Annotated in this window: 21 protein-coding genes; 20 read left to right on the plus strand and 1 reads right to left on the minus strand. The window is 47.1% G+C overall.

Translation table 11 applies throughout. The features are described from left to right. The first annotated feature begins 5 nt into the window (after positions 1-5). The 15 genes from G358_RS0107280 to G358_RS0107355 all read left to right on the plus strand — a co-directional run bounded on the left by G358_RS0107280 (position 6) and on the right by G358_RS0107355 (position 12591). Positions 6-1364 carry an ATP-binding protein gene (locus G358_RS0107280; RefSeq protein ID WP_420836048.1) on the plus strand — a complete coding sequence of 453 codons (1359 nt, stop codon included), beginning with the start codon at positions 6-8 and terminating at the stop codon, positions 1362-1364. Further along, on the plus strand, positions 1361-3556 hold the full coding sequence (locus tag G358_RS0107285) for a DEAD/DEAH box helicase (RefSeq protein ID WP_019636547.1): 2196 nt from the start codon (positions 1361-1363) through the stop codon (positions 3554-3556). Before G358_RS0107280 ends, G358_RS0107285 begins: the two co-directional genes overlap by 4 nt. 18 nt (positions 3557-3574) lie before the next feature. Continuing rightward, complete coding sequence (locus G358_RS0107290) at positions 3575-4222, plus strand: pentapeptide repeat-containing protein (protein WP_019636548.1); 648 nt, start codon at positions 3575-3577, stop codon at positions 4220-4222. A 209-nt stretch (positions 4223-4431) separates the two neighbouring features. Further along, the gene (locus G358_RS0107295; protein ID WP_019636549.1) at positions 4432-4998 is read left to right on the plus strand and encodes a hypothetical protein; all 567 of its coding nucleotides are present in this window, start codon (positions 4432-4434) and stop codon (positions 4996-4998) included. A gap of 36 nt (positions 4999-5034) precedes the next feature. Then, positions 5035-5610 (plus strand): GNAT family N-acetyltransferase, encoded by a 576-nt coding sequence (locus G358_RS0107300; RefSeq protein ID WP_019636550.1) that lies wholly within the window; start codon positions 5035-5037, stop codon positions 5608-5610. Positions 5611-5624: 14 nt separating this feature from the next. Beyond that, positions 5625-6119 carry a GNAT family N-acetyltransferase gene (locus tag G358_RS29600; protein WP_019636551.1) on the plus strand — a complete coding sequence of 165 codons (495 nt, stop codon included), beginning with the start codon at positions 5625-5627 and terminating at the stop codon, positions 6117-6119. A gap of 33 nt (positions 6120-6152) precedes the next feature. Then, a complete protein-coding gene (locus G358_RS0107310) occupies positions 6153-6689 on the plus strand; it encodes a cysteine hydrolase family protein (protein ID WP_019636552.1) in 537 nt (178 codons plus the stop codon). A gap of 28 nt (positions 6690-6717) precedes the next feature. Continuing rightward, entirely contained in the window at positions 6718-7440 is a 723-nt protein-coding gene (locus G358_RS0107315) for a lysozyme inhibitor LprI family protein (RefSeq protein ID WP_019636553.1), read from the plus strand. Positions 7441-7570: 130 nt separating this feature from the next. Beyond that, complete coding sequence (locus tag G358_RS0107320; protein WP_019636554.1) at positions 7571-7876, plus strand: hypothetical protein; 306 nt, start codon at positions 7571-7573, stop codon at positions 7874-7876. Between the two features lie 375 nt (positions 7877-8251). Beyond that, positions 8252-8557, plus strand: coding sequence for a histidine phosphatase family protein (locus G358_RS29605; RefSeq protein WP_019636556.1), 306 nt, complete (start codon positions 8252-8254; stop codon positions 8555-8557). A 169-nt stretch (positions 8558-8726) separates the two neighbouring features. Continuing rightward, positions 8727-9221, plus strand: coding sequence for an RNA polymerase sigma factor (locus G358_RS0107335; protein WP_019636557.1), 495 nt, complete (start codon positions 8727-8729; stop codon positions 9219-9221). Further along, entirely contained in the window at positions 9214-10230 is a 1017-nt protein-coding gene (locus G358_RS0107340) for an anti-sigma factor (protein WP_019636558.1), read from the plus strand. Before G358_RS0107335 ends, G358_RS0107340 begins: the two co-directional genes overlap by 8 nt. Before the next feature lie 84 nt (positions 10231-10314). Then, on the plus strand, positions 10315-11082 hold the full coding sequence (locus G358_RS0107345; RefSeq protein ID WP_019636559.1) for a hypothetical protein: 768 nt from the start codon (positions 10315-10317) through the stop codon (positions 11080-11082). Positions 11083-11145: 63 nt separating this feature from the next. Further along, entirely contained in the window at positions 11146-11667 is a 522-nt protein-coding gene (locus G358_RS0107350) for a hypothetical protein (protein ID WP_019636560.1), read from the plus strand. Between the two features lie 54 nt (positions 11668-11721). Next, a complete protein-coding gene (locus G358_RS0107355; protein ID WP_019636561.1) occupies positions 11722-12591 on the plus strand; it encodes an arylamine N-acetyltransferase family protein in 870 nt (289 codons plus the stop codon). Positions 12592-12596: 5 nt separating this feature from the next. Here the strand turns inward: G358_RS0107355 and G358_RS0107360 are convergent, their stop codons facing one another. After that, positions 12597-12881 (minus strand): hypothetical protein, encoded by a 285-nt coding sequence (locus tag G358_RS0107360; RefSeq protein WP_019636562.1) that lies wholly within the window; start codon positions 12879-12881, stop codon positions 12597-12599. 225 nt (positions 12882-13106) lie between these two features. On the opposite strand from G358_RS0107360, the gene G358_RS0107365 reads away from it, so the two are divergent. From G358_RS0107365 to G358_RS0107385, 5 genes are all read left to right on the plus strand, one after another. Then, positions 13107-13853 carry a MerR family transcriptional regulator gene (locus tag G358_RS0107365; RefSeq protein WP_019636563.1) on the plus strand — a complete coding sequence of 249 codons (747 nt, stop codon included), beginning with the start codon at positions 13107-13109 and terminating at the stop codon, positions 13851-13853. Positions 13854-14096: 243 nt separating this feature from the next. After that, complete coding sequence (locus tag G358_RS0107370) at positions 14097-15731, plus strand: type 2 periplasmic-binding domain-containing protein (protein WP_019636564.1); 1635 nt, start codon at positions 14097-14099, stop codon at positions 15729-15731. 70 nt (positions 15732-15801) lie between these two features. Beyond that, the gene (locus G358_RS0107375; RefSeq protein ID WP_019636565.1) at positions 15802-16725 is read left to right on the plus strand and encodes an ABC transporter permease; all 924 of its coding nucleotides are present in this window, start codon (positions 15802-15804) and stop codon (positions 16723-16725) included. Positions 16726-16733: 8 nt separating this feature from the next. Further along, positions 16734-17639, plus strand: a complete 906-nt coding sequence (locus G358_RS0107380; protein ID WP_019636566.1) for a carbohydrate ABC transporter permease — start codon at positions 16734-16736, stop codon at positions 17637-17639. A 40-nt stretch (positions 17640-17679) separates the two neighbouring features. Continuing rightward, positions 17680-18801 (plus strand): glycoside hydrolase family 88 protein, encoded by a 1122-nt coding sequence (locus tag G358_RS0107385; RefSeq protein WP_019636567.1) that lies wholly within the window; start codon positions 17680-17682, stop codon positions 18799-18801. The last annotated feature ends 13 nt before the right edge of the window (positions 18802-18814 follow it).

Here is an 18814-nt window from a genome sequence, read left to right on the forward strand (position 1 = left end):
TTCAGATGAATGAGGTGACACCGGTGAAACAGATACAAATACCAAAACGCCTGACCACGGCGCTGGTGAACTCCCTGACAGCAGGGGTAGTTCCGCGGGTCGGGCTGGAGCATATCGCCGTCGGGCGAAGGGCAGAGGTGGCTTCGATCCTGCAGGATATGGACAATATCTCGGAGGGCGGGGCGGCTTTTCGCCTGATTACCGGACGGTATGGAAGCGGCAAAAGCTTCTTGCTGCAAATGATCCGCAACTATGCGATGGACCGGGAGTTTGTGGTGGCAGACGGAGATTTATCGCCAGAGCGGAGGCTCGTCGGCACCAAAGGACAAGGGCTTGCTACCTACCGTGAGCTTATGATGAACATGTCCACTCGAACGAGACCGGACGGGGGCGCCCTGGAGCCGATGCTGCAAAAATGGATCGTTTCGCTGCAGCAGGAGCAAATGCAGGCGGCCGGCCTGCGGCCCGGTGATCCGGCGCTGCACGAAGCGGTAGAGCTCCGCATTTATGCGGTATGCAATGAGATGCAAAATCTGGTGCACGGCTTTGATTTCGCCAAAGTGTTGGCCGCCTACTGGAACGGCTATAAGCTGGGAGAGGACGACCGGAAAGCGGCAGCGCTGCGCTGGCTGCGCGGGGAATACCCGAACCGCACGGAGGCGCGCAAAGAGCTCGGAGTTGGCGCCATCATCGACGATGATAATTGGTACGACTACATGAAGCTGTGGGCGGAGTTTGCAGTGCGCATAGGATACAAAGGGCTGCTGCTGTTTATAGATGAAGGCGTCAATTTGTACAAAATCACCAACAGCATTTCCCGTCAGAGCAACTACGAGAAGCTGCTCACGATGTTCAACGACACGATGCAGGGCAAAGCGCAGTACCTGGGGATCTATCTGGGCGGAACACCGCAGTTCGTCGAGGACGAGCGCAGAGGGCTGTTTAGCTATGACGCCCTGCGTTCCCGGCTGATGGATGGCCGCTACAGCAGCAGCTCGCGCCGGACGTATACTTCGCCGATTCTGAAGCTGGACATGCTGTCCCATGAGGAGATCCTCGTCCTGCTGCAGAAGCTGCGGGACATCCATGCCATGCATTTCGGCTATGAAGCTCAGCTTGCGGATGAACAGCTGATCGCCTTCATGCAGGCGGCGGTGAACCGGCTTGGTGCCGAAGAACTGCTGACGACCCGCGAGGTGGTCCGGGATTTCATGGATGTGCTTCATATGCTGCACCAGCATGAGGAGCTTTCGTTCGAGGAACTGCTGGGCGAGCGGGAACGGGAGCATGCAGTGAACGCGAATGACCGCAAGAGCGGAGCGAAGGATGATCTGGATGATTTCCTGGCGGAGTTTGAGTTATGAGCGGATCGAGTCCATTTTCCCGATTGGCGCCGTTTATCCAGGAATACATTTACCGGAAGCAATGGGACAGCCTGCGGGAGGCCCAGGTCGAGGCCTGCCGCGTGCTGCTCGATACGAGCCATCATTTGCTGATCGCTTCCGGCACGGCGTCGGGCAAGACGGAGGCAGCTTTTTTTCCGGCGTTGACGGAGCTGTATCAGCGTCCTTCCGGGTCGGTCGGCATACTCTACATCGGACCGCTTAAGGCACTGATCAACGATCAGTTCGAGCGCATTACCGAGCTGCTGCGGGAGGGGGAGGTGCCGGTATGGCATTGGCACGGCGATGTCTCCCAGGCGGAGAAAACCAAGCTGATGCAGCGGCCATCCGGCGTCCTGCAAATAACGCCCGAGTCGCTGGAGGGACTGCTCATGAACCGGCCGAATGCGATACCGGCCTTGTTCCATGATTTGCGGTACATCATGATTGATGAGGTTCATGCGTTTATGGGGGCCGACCGGGGCATTCAGGTGCTGAGCCAGCTGACCCGGCTGGAGCGTATGGCCTCCTGTTCCCCGAGGCGAATCGGCCTGTCCGCCACGTTGAGCGACTACGAGGCCGCGGCCCGCTGGCTTGGAGCCGGAACTTCGCAGCCCGTGGAGGTCGTATCTCCCCAAGGCGGACGGAAGCTGAAGCTGTCGGTGGAGCACTTCTCGTTCCCGGATGCCCGGGATGAGCGAGAGGCCGAGCATTTGGAGCTGGCAAAGCAAAACTATTACAAATTCATCTATGACCATACCCATCGGAAAAAAGCGCTCGTCTTCACCAACAGCCGCTCCGACGCCGAACTGACTACGCTGGAGCTGCGGCGGATCGCCGCAAAGCGGGAGGAGCGCGACGTATTCCACGTGCACCACGGCAGTATTTCGGCGATGCTGCGCGAGGAGGCCGAAGCGGCACTTCGTTCCGGCTCCGGGCCGGCGGTGGCCGCAGCGACGGTGACGCTGGAGCTCGGCATCGACCTTGGCGAGCTGGAGCGGGTCATTCAACTCGGCGCACCGTACAGCTGCTCCAGCTTCGTGCAGCGGTTGGGCCGCTCTGGCCGCCGGGGCGATCAGGCGTCGGAGATGATGTTCCTCTGCGCGGAGGAAGAGGACGAGGAGGCGCAGCTGCCTGCGCGGATGCCGTGGATGCTGCTGCGGGCGATCGCTGTCATTGAGCTGTACGTCCGCGAGCGCTGGGTAGAGCCGCTGGATTTGCGGCGCAAGCCGATTGGCGTGCTCTATCACCAGACGATGAGCACACTCAAAAGCATCGGTGAAGCAGAGCCCGCCGAACTGGCGCAGGCCGTGCTGACCTTGCCGGCATTCCGCGGCGTAGAGCCGGAGGAGTTCAAGCAGCTGCTGCAGTATTTGCTGCAGACGGACCATATTCAGCAGACAGAGGAAGGCACGCTGATTATCGGGCTTGGCGGCGAGAAGATCGTAAACAACTTCCGCTTCTACGCGGTGTTCAAGGATGACGAAGAGCATGCGGTATATAACGGCTCCGAGGAGATCGGAAGCATCACGACCGTGCCGCCGCCGGGCTACTGCTTCTCGCTGGCCGGCAAGCTGTGGAAGGTGGAGGAAGTAGACAGCAAGCACAAGGCCGTCTATGTCAAATCCTCCAAGGGCAAGGTGGATACGCTTTGGCTTGGTGCTGGCGGAGACGTTCATACGCGGGTGATGCAGAAAATGCGCCAAGTTCTGCAGGAACAGACGCTGTACCCGTACCTGGCTCCCGGCGCGGTAAACCGTCTGGAACGGGCGCGCAGACTGGCCAGGGACAGCGGGCTGCTGCACAGTCCGGTCATTCCGGCAGGCGGCGATTCACTGTTTATTTTGCCGTGGGCGGGGAGTAAGCAGTTCCGTACGTTGGAGCGCCTTCTTAAGCACAATCTGGCTGAACCGATGAGATTGCGTCAAGTTGTCCCTATGGAGCCGTATTATATGGTCGTTTCGGGAAGAGCACCTGCTGCAGAGCTGCTGGCAGGCATTCAAGCTGAACTATCCGCGGTCAGGGACCCGGAAGCCTTGCTGGATGCTGCTGAAGCACCGTACCTGGGCAAGTACGACGAATTCGTGCCTCCCGAGCTGGTGCGGCGTGCATTTGCCGTAGATGGATTGGATGTAAATGGGCTGAATGAAGCACTCGCTTCTTTTTCAATATGATTAAAAGGAGATTAGGAAATGGCGGCGAAAGCAAAAGTGTCGGCACCCCAGCTTCCGGCCACTTTGCAGGAAGCAGACTTGGACGAATTGCTGGAGAGTGAAGATCATGAGCTCGTAAATGCCTTGGTAAACGGCGGGAATATGGAATATGAGACTCTGGAGAAATGCATTGTGGCTAAAGCGATGTTTCGTGGTTGCTCTTTTGCCAATACGAGGGTTGAGCGGATGGATATGACGGATGTTGTGCTGGAAAACTGCGATCTGTCCAATGCCATACTGGAACAGGGCGTGATCTACCGTGTTCATTTCAAAGACTGTAAATTGACAGGCGTAAATTTGAACAAAGCCAATCTGGGACATGTAACGTTCGAAAATTGCGTGATGAATTTGGCCGATTTGGTGGAGGCCTCGCTCAAGCAAGTAATATTTAGCGGATGTTCTTTGCGGAACGCTAATTTTTACGGCAGTAAGCTTAAAGAGGTAGAGCTTGACAACTGCGATCTGAATGAGGCGGATTTTACCGATACTTCGCTAAAAGGGATAGATATCAGCACCTGTACGTATGACCGGATTGATATTCCGCCACAATCCTTGGCGGGATGTACGGTGTCTCCCGAACAGGCAATTGGCTTTGCCAAGCTGTTGGGGTTGAAGGTGAAATATTAATCAGCACCATCAGGGCGGAAAGATTAGCGAGGACAGTCCTCAGTATGGGGGGCTGTCTTTTTTTGTTGTGTATGGTGTTGAACTAAGACTATAATGGGAGATAAAATTATCTTACAGAATAATGAAATGGAGGTATAATTAAGGTTGTCCCTATTAGTTTTAATCTAATAATCGGACGGTAAATCCGCCTAATTATGAGAGGAGCTCCCATGTTAAGGTTTTTCCTACTTGCTTTTTCGTTAGTTTTTACATTAACTGGTTGCAATAATAAAGCGACACCGCCCAAGCCGCTTGGGGAAGAAGATTTTCGTTTTGAGTACAATTCGGCCGAAATTACTGAAAATACAGAAGCAGAAGAAATTGAAAGCAAATTAGGTTTTGGTGCGGATTTTGACGCGAACAATAACGGGTATATTAGCAGCGGGGGAGGCGCGATAAGATGGCAAGCGGCCTATCCAAACTCGGATGATGTGGAATGTAGAATGGTCTTTTTAACGACCGCCAGTGATACGACGTATTTAGTGTTTGCACAATTAAACAATGTGAGCACAAACAGAGGTGTGAAAGCGGGAGATTCTTATGAGAAATTATTCGAAATGTATGGAGAGCCCCAATCGAAGTTAACGCCCTACGAAGGATATGAAACGTACAGATATACTCTTAATGAAAAATACATCGACTTTGTGATTGATAATGATGCCAATAGCATCGATTATATCGTCATCGATTATCGCTCCTATCAAGCAGATCAGGACCAGAGCTATGAATCCTTGTAAAATTAAGTAAATTATGGATGAGGATATACCCATTTTATGCCTTCGGAAGGCAGCAAGATAAATACCCATAATTTAAGTACAAGAACAATACTGGGTGAGGTAATGTTAATGGAAAATCTTCTAACAGAGCTATTGATTAGACCTGCGTCACTTAAAGAGGCCCCAATCGTATTGGATTTATGGCAAAGCTCGGCAAAATGGCTTAATTCAAAAGGAATCAATCAATGGCGGCCGGAAAAATTTAATTTGGAACAAGTCATCGATTTTTTCCATGATGGCTCGGACGTATATGTAGCCGAATCAAATCAAGAAATTGTAGGTACCTATATATTGACATGGACAGACCCTTTGATTTGGCAAGAGCTTGATTGTCCTGAGGCCGGTTATATACATAGATTCGCAGTTCATAGAGACTATAAAGGATTAGGCATTGGACAATATCTGTTAAACAGCGCTGAGGAACAGATCAAGCTTAAAGGAAAAACGCTGGTCAGGCTTGATTGTATGGCGGATAACGTAAGACTAAATCAATACTACAAGGATTATGGATTCCAATTTGTCAGAAGACTCAATCGAGAGGGCTGGAGTGCCAACTTGTACGAGAAGTATTGATATAGGAGAGAGTAATGAATATAAACATAGTAAATCTTGCGGACCAAATGAATTATCTCGATGTTATTAGCCGGTGGTTATGGCAGGAATGGGGGAAGGAATCGACATTTGAATATATCAAATACGCGGTTCAGCATCATGCCCAAAGAGACAGGATTCCCATGACTTTTGTTGCTTTAGCCGAAGATGAGCCTATCGGCACGGTATCGCTGTGGATGAATGATTTAAAATGCAGACAAGATTTATATCCTTGGCTGGCTGGTTTGTATGTCGTCGAAGAGAAGAGGAAGATGGGGATCGGCAAGCTGCTGCAAGCACATGCTATAGCAGAAGCCCGGAAATTAGGGTATCCCTATCTATATTTAATTACGGACCATGACGGATATTATGAAAGACTCGGCTGGACATTCAAAGAACTCGCTCCAAAGGCGGATGGGGAATATACAAGGGTATATAGTTTTGATTTATTAACTGCCTCATCGCAGCAGCAATCGAGGCCGTTTTCTTAATGCAGGATAATAATAATTTAGAGGGGGTAAGGTATGAAAAATACAGCACTCTTAGTCGTAGATGTTCAAAATGCGTTGGTACAGGCCAAACCATATAATATAGAGACAATTCTAAGTCACATACAAAGATTGATTACAGCATGCCGAGAAAATAGCGTAGAGGTCATTTATGTTCAACATAATGGTAGAATCGGTTCTGAGTTAGAACCAAATACGGATGGCTGGCAGATTTATAGAGAGATCAGTCCGAAAGCAAATGAAACTATAATAAATAAAAATTATAATTCTGCATTTAAGGGGACAAATTTAAGAGGATATTTGGAAGGGAAAGGCATAGAGCAATTAATAATAGTAGGCATGCAAACAGAATATTGTATAGATGCTACTTGTAAAGCTGCTTTTGAACACGGGTTTCAGATCATTATCCCGGAGAAAACCAATACGACTTTTCATAATGGAAACATTTTAGCGGGGGATTTATATGATCACTACAATTTTAATATATTTAAAGATCGATTTGCGATCGTAGAACATATTGAACATACATTGGTTAGAATAAAAGATTGTTAAAACACTTAGGAAGCTAGGAGAGATCCAAATGCCACAAAGAAAGCTATGGCTATTTATCGTATTAATCGTTTCGTTAACCGCTTGTAATAATGAAAATAGTAATAAATCAGCTAGTAATAGTACTGTCGCAAATAATTCTATAATATCAGATGCTTCAAACGCGTCGAATAATGCATCAAATGCATCAAATGCATCAAATGCATCAAATAACAAATCGAATGGATCATTGCCTTCTACTCATGAACCCGGTGGCAACGAAAATACAGGGAGGTTAGATGACTCATCGTATGATGATTCCACGCTAGCTTATTTTGGCTCATATGATTTATCGGGTGAGTTCTCAGAACTCATTCGCTCAAATCCAATCGATCGAGATTATGAACAAGAATTTGAGGAGTTTGATAATTCAGGGGAATTCTCCACAACGGGATGGATGCAGCTTGAGGGAAAATACGCGGATATTTGGGATAAAGAAATGAATGAAATTTACAAGCAGCTTTTAAACAAACTGGATGCACAACAAAAGGAATTGTTAATCGAATCACAAAGGGGCTGGTTACAAAATCATTTAAAGGAAACAGAATTCGTCGAAAGCACGTTTCTAAGTGATACAGGTCACCACATCGGCTCTCAGGGACTGGTCAATTTACAGATCGCCTTCAAAAATAGAATTAAAGAGAGAACGATTCAATTATTTGAATATGATTACATGCTTGAGGGGAATGCTGAATTTTTATATAAGGGAAAGTAATCCGCCGCTATCAGCAGCGATTCGAGAAAGGTAACGCCGCTGATAGGTCGGAGGAACTTTCTGCTTCATAAATGGTCAAGCGTCATCGAAAATGGATATATAAAATTATTAAAATAGGCAGGTAATTTGCATGGGAACAAAATTTGCCAATGTACATGTAAAGTCACCGAACAAGGATGAAGTGATTTCCTATTTGAAAACAATTGCAGAGAAAGCTGCTCAGAAGAAACCGAACCTTGGGAAAATAAAATTAGACTCAGGAATAAAACTCGATGATGATTTTTCAGCTTTGCTAGAACAGGCAGACTTGACAAAGCACACCTACTATATCGGTGAGTTTAATGGCTGGATCAGTATATTGAACGACTGGTTTGAGTGGGGAACAATCGATACTTTCAGTGAAGCAATGTCCTGTCATATTGCCAGTCCGATATAACCGTAGGTTATTTCGATGATGATATTTTAGAAATCAACATCTTTAGATCTGGCAAGCGTATAACTGGACATATATGGTGTTCCGAAAGTACACAAGAAGCATATGGGCTAAATATGAAGCGCGCGGATATCAATGCTGTTGTAGAACTGCTGGGACACGAATATGCTTTTGAAATCAGACGTGTTTTGGAGCTTATAGATTGTGAGCAGGCAGTTATTACGCTGGAGAAAGTGATGAATGTACCGCTATGGATCCACTCGGATTGGTTGCCGATACGGAGGAACAAGAGGTTAAGAAGAAGTACTTGAAACATAAAATGAATTAGTGTGAATATGAGGGTGAAATTACACCAGATGTATTACTCATGAGGTATTGATGAAAATAGGATTAATGAGGCATTATAAAGTGCATTTGAATTTGTGGTTGCTCCTAGGGCGATTTGGATGGCTGCTGGAACACCGCTCACAAGAAAATAAACAATTTACAATCGAAAGGGCTAGAACCTTTTTGAATATGATTGAAGCCAATAAGCACAAACGTAGCCATAATCAAGTTTTGATCGTTACTCATGGCGCTTTTATGAAAGTACTGAGACATGAGTTATTGCATAGAGGCTACATAGGGGATAGATTCTCTACACCAAGGAATGGAGAGATATATATTTTTGAAAAGGGATATTAGATAAATTCTTATTTCGCCTTGCACCGTATTGGATGGAGATCGTCTCTGGGTCTTCTCGGTACGGTTTTTTGTTGTTTCCTCACTCTACTGATCCCAAACTCAAATAATTTTAACAGCAACCTTAACATTTCCGGCCCCCGCCCGTTATACGAATGAAAGGTGGTGAAGTATGGACACCAGACAACTCTATGAGCTGCTGCAGCCCAAGCTGAATGAAATTCGGAAATATTTAATACGTCTGGGCGCCTCTTCATCCGATGCGGAGGATATCGTACAGGAGGCCGTGTATAAAGCTTTTCTATACATAGACTCTATCGAAAACGGGAAGTTCAGCGCATGGCTGTATAAGGTGGCTATTAACCGTTATTACGATCTTTGCCGCCGAAACAAAGTGATCGCCGCTAAGATCGACATCATGGAAATACCTGATTATGAACTGCCGGAGGACGCTCTGCTGCAGCAGGAAAGGAAAGAGGAAGTGGAGGCTATTCTTAGCCAGCTTGCACCGCTTCATAAACAGCTGCTCATTATGAAATATGAGATGGAGCTGCCATACAAAGAAATAGGGAAGCTGTTGGGAATGCGGATGGAGCATGTTAAAGCGGCGTTATACCAGGCAAGGCAGCAGTTCAAAAAAAGATACGGGAGTGACAGGAATGAATAAACTCGGTCAAGAACAGGATTCGTTAAATATGATTCATATAATTAAAAAGGCTAAGCGAAAATCGATGCTGCGTACGGTCATTATTTCGCTGCTTGTGTCCGTAACTGTACTATTTGGAGTCATGATCGGCAATGTCCAGCTAGTTGATTGGAGCTCTGCCCGTGCTATGAACAATGAGAATTTATTTGAGGAAATCAGCGGGCCTAATTTGATTGGCACAGGATATCGCGATGAGCGAAGCTTTTTGTCCGGCACATTGGAATTTTACAAAGTTAAAGTGATTGAGGGTGTACCGATTCCGTGGTCGAATAAAAAAGTGAATTATCAAGTGGTGCCTTTTTTTGCTTTTACTTCAATAGGGGGGAGCAGTTCAGAACCAGGAGTCTCTCTCTCCGATACGAAGATGGAACATGAAGGGTATGAGTATGCCCGGAACTATAATGCCATAAATGGCCAGAGAGAAATGTTGTTTTACATTCCAGGTGTAGATTACAATGGAAAAATTATGAACGATATTCCCTTACTGCGGGAAATGGATCAAAACAAGCTCGCGGAAATGGCCATTTCCTTTGACCAGTATTATTCGTTAAGTGAAGTGAAACAAATGATGATTCCTTCGGGCCTCACTCAGACCTGGTACTGGGTAGATACTTATCATAACAAAGATTTTTACAAACCGTATACAGATGGAAATGGGAATCAAAGTTATGCAGCTCCGATAGGGGAAAACTTTGTTCGAGGTTTCGGGATTTCCCCTGTACATCCGATTGATGTGACAGAGAATAAATTTCTGGATGCTTTGAAGAGGGGAGTGAAAGTTAAAGGACAGCATTATTATGAATTCAACCAAATTTACAAATATTTAAAAAAGGGAAAGGCTGAACCCGATGCAAATGATATTCGGATTTTGGGGATGGTGGTAACAGGATCGGTCAAAGATCTTCAAAAGCTAACCGATCTGTCCAATATTAGAGGGGCAACTTTGGGCTCTGTAGTAGATAAATACTAAAATTGTATTTATATGAATAGGGCTGTACCCGTTAATCAGCCAGATGTATAATCATGGAAGGTCGTTTTATTAAAAGGAGAAAATATGTATCGCTTAATTGTATGTTTTATTAGTGTAATTTTGTTAGCTGGGTGTTCAGGTCTGGCCATCGATCATGCGCCGACTCGGGAAAAGGACAAGGATCCCATTTTTGTTTATCAACTCAATACCATTGAACCCGATCATAATGATTCGATTACAAATTGGCTGGAGCAGGCCCGAAACGATGCAGAGCAACAAAAATATATGTATTCCATCCAGGATGATCAAAATGAATATGCCTATGAATATTTTTATGCCAAGGGATATACAGATTATGAAGTCGCTTATATTCAAACAGGGAGTCAAGAGGAAAGGACGGGCATGCTGCATATTTCGGGACTGTCCAAGACAGAGGAAGGAGACTGCTTCATACAAATTAAATACTTGCAACGGTATGTTGACTCCATAACGATTTCGGATATCCCGATTTCTGAAAAATTAAAATATGATGGAAGAGCTTCTGAACTAGGCACTTCAAGCGACACCGTAAGTGAAGAGAATGATGCTGAAGCAGTGAATAACCCTGATCTTGTGGAAGATGAGCCATTATCCAGGCTGAGTGAGGAGGAAGCAATATCGTTAGTAGAGTCGAAACTGGACCCGGAGCAATTAAATTTTTCTTCCTTCACGATATATGGAAATGATGAAGAAGGAAATTATATTGTAACGCAATCTAGTAAAGAAACGACTGAAGTCATCGAGTGGTACCATGTGAACCCAACGACGAGAGAGATTACTTGCGAGTTGTTCGAAAACCAGTGTTTGGAGTAAGCATCTGAACAAGCGTTCAACTAGACTGCCAGTGAACTCCGGCGAGAATAGGGAGGGAATCTGATGAACCCACAATCCATTTTTCCCATCATAAAAAAATTAGAATACAACAGCATTGCGTATTCTCTTGGCGGTAGTGGATTATTGTACTATTTGGGCTTGACTGATGCAATAAACGATTGGGACCTTACTGTAGAATGTCCGAAAAACAAATTAATCGAGGTTGTTCAAGATTATGAGTGGACTGAACATCCGAGCGGAGATTATCCATTTGCTAGCCAGTACCGGATAAGTATCGACGCACTTCAAATAGATTTCATAGGATATTTTGCAGTACATACCGATAAGGCAATACTTCATTTACCGGTTCATCATATGGGGCGATGGGATGGGATAAATATATCAAGTCCTGAGGTCTGGTACTTAGCGTATTACTTCATGAATAGAAGGTCGAAAGCGAATACGATCCTAGATTATCTGAAGGCTCATAGGGAAAAGGTGAATCCCGGACTCATTCGCCAATTGATGCAGACGAATACTTTAAATCGCGAAATAAGTGAGCAGTTAACATTTTTAATACAATAACAATCAAGGCTCGTGCAGCAGCGAATCAAGGGGAACATTAAAGGAGAATGAGTTATGCAGGTCTTAAGCTTAAAGCAAACGCAACTTTATTTAAAGCGTCTCGGCATCGAGGAGATGGGCAGACCAACTTCAGATTTTTTATTTGCATTACATAGAGCCCATGTAGAAAAAGTTGCGTGGCAGACCATCGATCTATTTGCAGGGAAACCCGTTCCAATCGATTATCCGCATTCGTTAAATCATATTATGCATAATGGAGGCGGGTATTGCTTCCACCTCAATGGAGCATTTAATGTTCTGCTGCGATCTTTGGGATATGACGTATCTTTACACCGCGCGGGGGTGCAGCCTCATGGCCGAGCGCCTAAAATAGATTCCTTTCATGTAGGCTTAACCGTCCAAATTTCAGACGATAACCAGCAGGAACATACATGGTTGGTTGATGTCGGTCTAGGCGATATGCCGTATGAACCGATTCCGCTTATTCCCGGCGAATACAGGCAAGGAGCACATCTTTACAAATTGGTCCAGTCCGGTGCTGCAGCAAATGGCTGGCGCTTAGAGCATGATCCGCGGGGAGCCTTCATCGGCGTCGATTTTGCTGCTGAAACGGTCAACGATATAGCTGTGTTTAAACCAAAGCATGAGCATCTAAGCTCATCCCCCGATTCTACATGGGTAAACCTGCTTCTCGTCCAGAACAGGCACAAATCGGGAAATAATGAGCTTAGAGGCTGCATATTCAGTCAATATGAGGAGCAAGGCACTACAAAGAGCGAAATCACTAGCCGTAACACATGGTTTGACATATTAAGTGAGGTGTTCGGAGAACCGTTGAACCATTTTACGAAGCTTGAAAAGGACGACCTTTGGGCAAAGGTGATTAAAACTCATGAGGAGTGGAAAAGAAAGCAGTGTTCATAACGATTTCATTTGCTGCAACTATTTCCCGTCATCCCGCCGACAATTTCCCCGAAGCCATAAGGGACAGTAATCCACTGCAAGTATTGAACAGGCAGTCCCAGGCGCTCCGTTACAAGAAACACGCTCAAGGGCGAAATCAGCCCCACTCCTAATCCTACCAGCATGAAACAGAGACTTAGCAGCAGCAGCTCCTTTTTGGCTATGACATGGCGTATGCCATCCGCCATCTCGTGAAGCAATGTCCCCGGATTCGCTGGATTTACGGCAGTTTTCTTTGGATCCGAATCCATATTCCAATTTGGGAAAATAAATTAGAAATAAGGATCGTACGAACAAAACTGTTGCGCAACAATTGGACTGTATTGGACATTTTGATACCCTCCCACAAGATCGATTCGGAATGATCATAGGTCCTCCTGTCGGGTAAGGGTCAAATGTTTTTTAAAAAATAAATTCAGGTCTTGACTCTCCTCTTAGGTGAGCCTTTAGAGTGGAAATCAGAAAGGAGGCAGCAGATGCTGTATACGGTAAAAGAGGTTTCTTCGCTGTCCAACGTAACGATCAAGACGCTGCACCATTATCATAAGATCGGCCTGTTACTGCCTCGCGAGATCAGTGAAGCAGGATACCGGTTATACGGGCAGAAGGAACTTGAACGTTTGCAGCAAATTTTGTTCTACCGGGAATTGGAGTTTCCATTGGAGCAGATCAAGCAAATTCTCGATCTGGAGCCGGATCGTATGCTCGTTTTTAGGCAGCAGGAGGAGCTTCTATTGGCTCGTCAGCAAAGGCTGGACAGGATCATTCAAACACTGCAGCATTCCATTAGCAGTATTGAGAAAGGAGAACCTATGGATAATAAAGAGATGTTTAAAGGTTTCAATAGCGAGGAAGAGTGGAAAGAGGTCATGGAGGAGCAAAACGAACATTTAAAAGAAACGTATAATTTTGACTTGCTTGATTCCGTGCAAATTGACGTTCAAGACATGAATGATCAGGCGAAGGAAGCAGCAGCCTTTATGGATGAAATGGCCAAGGCGTTAAAAACAGGTATGAAACACAGCAGTACAGAGGTAGAACAATTGATAGGCGATCATCTTCAGTATTTGAACCAGCATGGACATACGATTTCTGCTGAGGATTTTGCCGCCCAGACCCGATTTTTTCTGCAGGATGATTTCCATCTTCAAATGCTGGAAAGTCAGCAAACAGGGCTGGCCTATTATCTTTCCGCGGCAGCGGATTCGTTCGCTGCCGGGTAACAAATCAAGCCGATTAGGACCGCTGATCTGAAATATCGGAATGAAAGCATCATGGACTCGTTATCGAGGTGTCCATGATGCTTTTTTTTGAACAAATCGTAAATCGAATTAAAGAAATCGTCAGCAGAGCGTGGCCAAAATTAGCATGCGATTTACTTTATTGCCCATATCGGCGGCTGAAGTCCTTAGCTAGACTGGATAGCGTGAATAACTCAAATATATGCAAAATGGAGGTTTGAACAAATGAGAAAAGCATGGACTACCGGCCTGATTATTATGTTGTTAGGCACATTGCTCGGGTGCTCCTCCGGGGGCGGAGGCACGAAGGCAGAAGTTGATGGCGGAGCGGTTGAGCCAAAAACTGAAGGCGCCGCCGAAGCGACGGTTTACCCGATCCAGACCGACAAGACATTGACCTATTGGGGAGAAATCAACGGGAACCTGATCGGCGTAAAAGCTTCGCATGACGAAATTCCCTTCTTCCAGGAGTGGCAAAAGCAGACCGGCGTATCCTTGAAGTTCACGGCACCGCCGACAGGGCAAGTAAAAGAAGCGATGAATGTGCTGCTGGCCTCAGGCGATTTGCCGGATTTGCTCGAATACAACTTCCTGGGCGATTTCCCGGGGGGACCTGAGAAGGCGATCAGCGATGGCTACATTGTGAAGCTGAACGATCTGATTGATCAGCACGCGCCTAACTTGAAAAAGTATTTAGCGGAAAACCCCGATATCGACAAAATGGTCAAGACAGACAGCGGCAGCTACTATGTTTTCCCGTTCGTTCGCGGGGATGAATATTTACGGGTGTTCCAAGGGCCGATTATTCGTAAAGACTGGCTCGATGACTTAGGATTGCCCGTGCCTGAGACGATCGATGAATGGACGGAAACGCTGCGGGCATTTAAAGAGAAAAAAGGCGCGTCCGCACCACTTTCCTTTGTCAGCAAGCCGAGATTTTTTAATGAATCCGGAAACGGGGCCTTTATCGGCGCATTTGGTGTGAACCGCGGCTTTTATCAGGAGGACGGCCAAATTAAATATGGGCCGGCTGAGCCGGGATTCAAGGAGTACTTGCGTCTGTTCCATGACTGGTATGCGGAAGGTTTGATCGATAAAAATGCGGCTACGGCGGACACAAAGGCGCTTGACGGAAATATGGCGTCCGGTGCGACGGGGGCAACGATCGGCAACGCTGGCGGCGGGATCGGCAAGTGGCAGCCGCTCGTTGAAGCGAATGATCCGCAGGCCGTACTGGTGGCAGCGCCTTATCCAGTACTGAACAAAGGCGATAAACCGAAATTCGGGCAGCGGAACCAGGCCTTTGCCTCCGAAGGAACAGTGGCGATTACGACTGCGGCAAAAGACCCCGAGCTAGCCGTTCGTATGCTGGATTTCGGCTATAGCGAGGAAGGCCGCTTGTTCTTCAACTTCGGAACGGAAGGCGTCAGCTACAACATGGAGGATGGTTACCCGAAATACACCGACCTGGTCATGAAAAATCCGGATAATTTGGCCCCGGCACAAGGGATTTCCCTATATGCCCGCGGCAGCTACAACGGCCCATTCATTCAGGATAAACGCTATGCCGAGCAGTTCTTTGCGCTCCAGACCCAACGCGACGCGGTAACGATTTGGCAAAATACCGATTCGGCGAAATACAATTTGCCGCCGATTACGCCGACGCCGGAGGAGAGCTCCGAATATGCGGCTATTATGAACGACATCAATACGCTGGTGGACGAAATGACGCTCAAAATCATTTTGGGCTCCGAGTCGGTTGACGAGTTTGAAAGCTATGTCGCTAAAATGAAGTCGCTGAATTTGGAACGCGCGATTGAAATTCAGAGCGCCGCTTTGGAACGGTACAACAGCCGTTAACACGAAGCTGGAAAGACAATGAGAGGGCCGTAACGGCCCTCTCCATAGAAATGAGGTGAGCAACAACACAATGGACAATCCGCAATCTTTCAAGAACCGGTTTATTCGTGATTTCATCCTCAATAAATACCTTTACTTCATGATACTGCCGGTCATTGCCTATTATCTAATATTTCATTATGGGCCGATGTACGGGGCTTTAATCGCCTTTAAAAACTATACGCCGATGAAAGGAATATTGGGCAGCGATTGGGTAGGGCTTCAGCATTTTCAAGACTTCTTCAACAGCTATTATTTCCTGCGCATTTTGAAAAATACGCTGCTTATCAGCCTTTACTCGCTGTTGTTCGAGTTTCCGGCACCGATCCTGCTCGCCCTGCTCATCAATGAGGTGCGTCATCGTTTGTTCAAGCGCGTAGTTCAAACGATTACGTACATGCCATACTTTATTTCGCTCGTCGTCATTTGCGGAATTATTACCGATTTTACGAATGCCGACGGCTTGATCAACCGGATGTTCATGTGGCTGGGCTATGACGGGCAGGCGATGCTGCAAAAGCCGGAGCTGTTCCGCCCCATCTATATATTGTCGGAGATTTGGCAGCGGATCGGCTGGGAATCGATTATTTATATCGCCGCATTGATGGGGATCGATCAGGAGCAGTACGAAGCGGCCCGTATGGATGGGGCTAGCCGGCTTAAGCAGATGATTTACATTACACTGCCAGGCATTATGCCGACGATCGCCATTATGCTCATATTGCGTATGGGGAATTTGCTCAACGTCGGCTTTGAGAAAATTATACTATTGTACAATCCGATAACCTATGAAACGGCCGATGTGATCTCTTCCTTCGTTTACCGCAAGGGGCTGCTGGAATTCGGCTGGAGCTACAGCGCCGCGGTCGGCTTGTTCAACTCGGTCATCAATCTTATTTTACTCGTATCGGCCAACTACATTAGCCGTAAAGTGAGCAAAAGCAGCTTATGGTGAGGTGAAAAATGAAAGTGAAAGTGAAAAAAATGAACAATGCTAAAACGGTTTTTTTCGACCGGATGTTCGATATTGGGATATATATCATACTTATCCTGTTAGTAATCATTACGCTGTATCCGCTGCTTTACGTGCTGTTCGCCTCCTTCAGCGATGCTGGCCGGCTGATCGTGAACAAAGGAATACTGTGGGGGCCATTAGGATTCAGTCTCGATGCTTACAAGAGCGTCATGGCGAATCCGGGCATCGGGATAGGGTACCGCAACACGATTTTTATCGTCATTGCCGGGGTTGCGGTTAATTTATTCATGACTGCTCTAGGCGCCTATGTGCTGTCACGCAAAAACGTAATGTGGAACAATTTGCTGATGTTCTTTATCGTGTTTACGATGTTTTTCGGCGGGGGACTTATTCCGCTTTATTTGATCGTAAAAGGGGTGGGCTTGCTCGATACGCTATGGTCGACCATTATTCCTTTTGCCGTCAGCACGTTTAATCTGATTATTATGCGGACATCGTTTATGGGGATTCCTGACAGTCTGGAGGAGTCGGCCAAGATCGACGGCGCGAATCACTTTACGATCTTGTTCCGCATCATTATTCCGTTATCGATGCCTGTCATTGCCGTCATGATTTTATATTATGCGGTCGATAAATGGAACGGCTGGTTTTACGCATCGGTATTTATCAAGAGCCGGGAACTGTTTCCGCTGCAGCTGGTGCTGAGGGAAATATTAATCGCCAACTCGACCGACAGCATGGCGGCAGGAGCGTCAGCGGGGGACCGCCACCAGATCGGCGAGACGATCAAATATGCGACAATCATGGTAGCTACGGTACCGATTCTTTGTGTCTACCCTTTTGTACAGCGGTTTTTCGTTAAAGGCGTTATGATCGGTTCTTTGAAGGGTTAGGGTTTAATACAGGATGCAGCATGAAAGAGGAGGTAGGGATATGCGTGAGGGGAACGCGTTCAGCGTGGAGGCGGCTTGGGAGCAGACACTGCTGAAGCTGGACAGGATGTTGAAATCGATTGGCGGGAAGTCGCCGCATACAGCCGGAGCCTCCGGCCAATATGATGATATGCGGCTCGATTGGTGGACGTCCGGTTTTTGGCCGGGTATGTTGTGGATCGCCTACGCTATGACAGGCAAAGAGCAGTACAAGGCGGCAGCCTGGGACTGGGATGAACGGCTGGAGCGGCTGATGATGCAGCCCAATCATTTTGACCATGACGTCGGCTTTCAGTTTTTACCGACGGCGGTAATCAAGCACAAACTGACCGGTGACGCCGAAGCGAAACGGCGTGGGCTCTTTGCTGCCAATTTTTTGGCTGGCCGTTATAACTTGCCGGGCCATTTCATCCGTGCTTGGAATGGCGATAAGCACGGCTGGTCGATTGTGGACACGGGCATGAATCTCTCCTTGCTGTTCTGGGCGGCCGAGGAAAGCGGTGATCCGCGGTATTCGCATGTTGCCAAAGCACACGCGGATATGATGCTGAAATATTTTATCCGGGAAGACGGCTCAGTTCATCATATTATCCATTTCGATCCGCAGACAGGCGAATACGTTGAAGCTATAGGCGGTCAAGGAGCGGGACCGGATTCTGCCTGGAGCAGGGGGGCGGCATGGGCGCTGTACAGTATGGCCAACGTATTCCGTTATACGAACGACCGCAAATATTTGAGAGCTGCACAGCGCGTAGCCCATTTTTTTATCGCCCATTTGCCGGAAGACGAAGTTCCTCATTGGGACTTCAGGGTAGAGACTGGGCTTGCGGGAGAACCCCGGGACAGCTCGGCCGGAGCTTGTGCGGCGTCAGGGTTATTGGAACTGGCTGAGGAGCTGGGCGGAACGGAGGGGAGGCATTACCGAATGGCGGCCGAGCGAATTATGAGCTCACTATATGAAAACTACGGAACTTGGAACTTGCCGCAGCATGAAGCCATTCTATTGCATGGAACCGGACATAAACCGGCCGGGCAAAATGTAGATGTCTCCCTTATTTATGGCGATTACTTCTTCGTAGAAGCGTTAGCGAAGTTAAATGGCTGGACTAGCCGAATATTTTGAACTTATAAAACGA

The sequence above is a fragment of the Paenibacillus fonticola DSM 21315 genome (genome assembly GCF_000381905.1).
Lineage (GTDB): Bacteria > Bacillota > Bacilli > Paenibacillales > Paenibacillaceae > Fontibacillus > Fontibacillus fonticola.